This window comes from Rothia sp. HMSC069C04 (genome assembly GCF_001812895.1).
Taxonomy (GTDB): Bacteria; Actinomycetota; Actinomycetes; order Actinomycetales; family Micrococcaceae; genus Rothia.
The window spans coordinates 162,916-166,718 of record NZ_KV810762.1; the positions used below are offsets into that span (position 1 = coordinate 162,916).

The 3,803-nt window shown below is 48.5% G+C and carries 3 protein-coding genes and 2 pseudogenes; all 5 read right to left on the reverse strand.

Going from position 1 to position 3,803, the window contains the following annotated elements; genetic code table 11:
- A pseudogene (locus HMPREF2879_RS09460) lies at positions 1 to 247 on the reverse strand (peptidoglycan-binding protein); the annotation flags it as partial.
- A gap of 58 nt (positions 248 to 305) precedes the next feature.
- Positions 306 to 1,172, reverse strand: a complete 867-nt coding sequence (locus HMPREF2879_RS08275; protein ID WP_049341304.1) for a DUF6318 family protein — start codon at positions 1,170 to 1,172, stop codon at positions 306 to 308.
- Positions 1,173 to 1,186: 14 nt separating this feature from the next.
- Positions 1,187 to 1,948, reverse strand: a complete 762-nt coding sequence (locus HMPREF2879_RS08280; RefSeq protein WP_141753036.1) for a DUF6318 family protein — start codon at positions 1,946 to 1,948, stop codon at positions 1,187 to 1,189.
- A gap of 669 nt (positions 1,949 to 2,617) precedes the next feature.
- Positions 2,618 to 3,496 carry a DUF6318 family protein gene (locus tag HMPREF2879_RS08285; RefSeq protein WP_049359962.1) on the reverse strand — a complete coding sequence of 293 codons (879 nt, stop codon included), beginning with the start codon at positions 3,494 to 3,496 and terminating at the stop codon, positions 2,618 to 2,620.
- A gap of 2 nt (positions 3,497 to 3,498) precedes the next feature.
- Positions 3,499 to 3,803 (reverse strand): annotated as a pseudogene (locus HMPREF2879_RS08290) (peptidoglycan-binding protein); the annotation flags it as partial.

Genomic DNA, 3,803 nt, shown 5'->3' on the forward strand with positions numbered 1-3,803 from the left:
GCGAATCGGATGCCAAAAGCATATAGTTTTGGCATTGATAATAGTAGATATTATAGAATTCCAAATCAGCGGACGTTAGAAATTTAGTAAACGTATAGCTGTAATCTGGCGGCGGCGCAGAATATGCAGGGTGCTGCTGGTCTGCCGGGGTATAAATTCCAATCATGTCAGTATCGACAAGATGGTATGCTCCCCTATAGTCCTCTTGGTTGAAGAATTTTTTAGTCCACTCCGGGTCGACAGTCATTTCCTCTCCTTCTAAAAATATGTCTCTGATCGCCAAATGCTATTTTGAATTCACGAATCTATTTCGTGTATCCGGCGACAGAAACACCCTTGGGCAACAAAAGATCCCCTTGTAGATTTTCGTCAACGCTTACCCAGCGTCCATCCAAAAACTCTCCGTAGAAATCTATAGTTGGGTGGCGGTCAGTATGAAACATATCCCGAAAATATTTCACTTCGCCGGTATCGCGATACACAAAATAGGCGTCTCCATATATCGACAATTCCGTCTGCAGCTTGTATATTTTTCGTCCCTGAATCTCTCGGCTACCGTATCCGTGAGTTTCCACCATATACGATTCAATTTCTTGATCCGAAACAATCCACCCCTGGTTATTGGCTATAAATTCGTACACATTGGGAAAGATAACTTTCTCGGGGTCAACAATCTTTGCTAGGGGTTCAAGATCACCGGTCAAATACCCGTAGTTCTTGGCAGCGTTATAGTAGGCGAAGAACAAGTACATACCTGAAATATCGTATGTATTCATCTTCTCGCGGATAACTGGGTAGGGTACATTCTGTGCGGGTGCCTCACGGGTTGCGGGAACGTAGAGACCGTCCTTGCGGTATGCGGTGTACACCAGCCGACCAGATAGACCTGCTGCAGTATTCTTGTAGCTTTCCTCTGCAATTGTTGTTGCAGGCTCGGCGGCGGCTAGTGCTTGGTTTCGCTTCCATGAGGCATCTTCTTGCGCGATTCGCTCGTTTAGCGAAGCTTTCCAGTTTGAGCCAGCCACATACAGACCCGATGCTGCGGCAGTGCCTACTACAGCAGATCCCAGTAACAGGGCACGACGAGAGATTTTGGGGTTCTTTTTCTGCTCTGATGGGTTATTGCCGGTTGAGGATTCCCGAAGAGCAGGAGTGTTATTGTTTTCCTTCACTGTTTTCCTTTCCTTTAGTTCCCCTGCACTGGGCCATATGTGGGGGTAAAGTTGACTTCCCACTTGGGGTCCAGGAATCGACACACCATAGTTCCGTAGATGGACCCACCTGTAACAATGTTGCGAGTGTCAAAATCAGTAATCGGGTAGAGCTTTTTCTCCCCCACGATAAAGACTTTCGCCTCTGGTTTCAGGTCGTATCGAACGTTAATTTCGCATACGTGATTTGCTTCATCCACAATACGGGGCTGAGGTTCAAGAATCGTGAAATTAAGAATTCGCTGGTTCGGGGTAATGACCCAGCCACTAGCGTTGTCGTAGAGCTCTTGGATGGTGGGGAAGAACAATCCGCCTAACATATTTTCAAGATGAAGTCGTCGCGAGTCTCCGGATAGAAGCATATAGTTCTGATAGTTTGCATAATATGTAACGGCATAGTGAAAAGAGGCTACTGTCATATCCCGTTCAAAAGCATTCTCATAGTATGGCGGCGGCGCAGCGTATGCGGGATGTTCTTCCGTTGCCGGTTCATATATGCCGATATTGAATACATTTTTCGGATCATTGATTGCCTCGCGGTAATCATAATCGTCATGAAATGGTTTTGCGTAGGCATTATGCTTCGGAGAAGCGCTGGCTGTTGCCGAAGGGGTTTCTTTTGGGTTATTATCTTTGGTTTTTGGCGTGGATGAGCAGGCACTCAAAGCTAAGACGCCACCAGCTCCAATCACGCCCTTCATAAACCCTCTACGAGAAGTAGGGTAAATAATGCTCACAACAATAATCCTTGAGGTTACATAAATTTTCTACATCTGTATGAGTTGAAATATTCACTGAATCAACTCAAGAAGAACACTCATTGTTCAGATAACAAATGAGATTATTAAACGAATAGATGCCTTTAGCGAGTAAGGACCTAACTTGTCTGATTTAGACAGTTGAGATGCATCGTGAGAGCCTCAGCACTCTCATCTTTAAAAGGCACAGGGACGGCATGAGCCTGAAAAGTAACCATGTATTTAGCTTCCGGAAGTTGAAGTTGATGTGACGGTGAACGAGCATCCTCGCCCATACCTCAAGGTAACACACGCACACTCTGCACACGAACTCAGCAGGACGGATTCCACCTCCCCTAGCCAGCCGCGAAGAACTCACCTCAAAAGTGCAGCAAGAAACCCCCGCCAGCACAGTACCGAAAGCACTGCCCAGCGAGGGTCCTAGAAAAGCACTACAGCTGCCCGAATCCTTGCGGGTAGATTGGCTCGTAGGTGTTGCGGTTGTTGTAGCCATCGCGGTCGTAGTTATCCATTCCGGGCTGCTGAATAGGGTACGGCATGTTCTGAGCCGCCTGCACCAAGGTTCTGGGGCGACTGTTCCATATGTCTCCTAGGGTGGGTGTGGTGTGGTTATCGGTGAGGGCGTGCGGCTACCGGGAAGGTGGGTTCTTACACCTCTAGTCCTTCGAGGGAGAATCCCGGAGGGTACAGCGGCGTGGCGTCCTTATCGCCCTCCACCAGCACCCAGCGGCCGCGCAGGTGCTCAGCATAAAGGAATACATATTCTTCCTCGCCGGTCTTCAAGAACTTATTGATAGGTAGTTTCTCTCCTGTCTGTTGTACATAGAAATATGCATCTTCAGGGATAAAGGTGGATCCCTGGTATTGATATATCTTGCGACGGTTTTTAGACCGCGTACCGATTCCGGGAATCCTAATTCTTACCTGGTAGAGATCCTGGGCAGAAACAATCCACCCAAGATTTTTCTGATACATTTCAAGAATCTCTTTAGATACCACTTTTTCAGGGGTAACTAATTCGGACAGCGGTTTTGTATCTCCCGTGTAGTAGAAATAGTTCAGGGCAGCATAGAAGTATGCTTGGAAAGTATAAAAACCACCGCGACTATATTCATCAATGCCTGGCTGCTGAACGGGGTAGGGCACGTTCTGAGCGGCGCGTTCTTCGGTTGCGGGCACGTACCTGCCGTTGCGCTCGTAGGCGGTGTACACGAGCAGACCGGATGAACTTCCACTGTCTACATAATCATCAAATTTTTGTTCAGGTGCCAGTTCGATAAGTGCTCTATCCCGTTTAAGAAGGCGCGCTTCTTGTTTTTCCTCATTGGTGGCGAGGATACCGGTCTTTCGACCGATGATGAGGGCGCCGAGGGTGCCCGCACCTGCTATTGCGAGGGCACGACGAGAAAAACGGGGCTTTCGCGACTCTTGCTGATGAGCGAGTAGCTGACCAGAAGATACCGGCTGGGCTTCCGCGAAAGAGTTCTGCTGGGCGTCCGTCTCCTGTTCCTTGCGTTGGGGCTCCATTGTTATGCCTCCTTTTCGGGGATAAAGTGGATGTCCCATCCGGGATTAAGGAAACGGGAGCGCAGGGTGCCGTGGATTGCTCCATCGCGGAGGAGCCCACGCGTATCAAATTCGGTGATGGGCTGTAGCTGCCCGGTGTCTTTCCAGAAGACTTTTGCTTCGGGAAGGATGTCGAATTTGACGTTCCAGTCGAAGATTTTTTGTTCTTCGTTATGGATGCGCGGCTGCGCCTCAAGGATATGCATGGTCAGGATTTGTTGGTTGGGGGTAATAACCCAGCCTTTCCCTTCTTCAAAAAGGTCTTGAA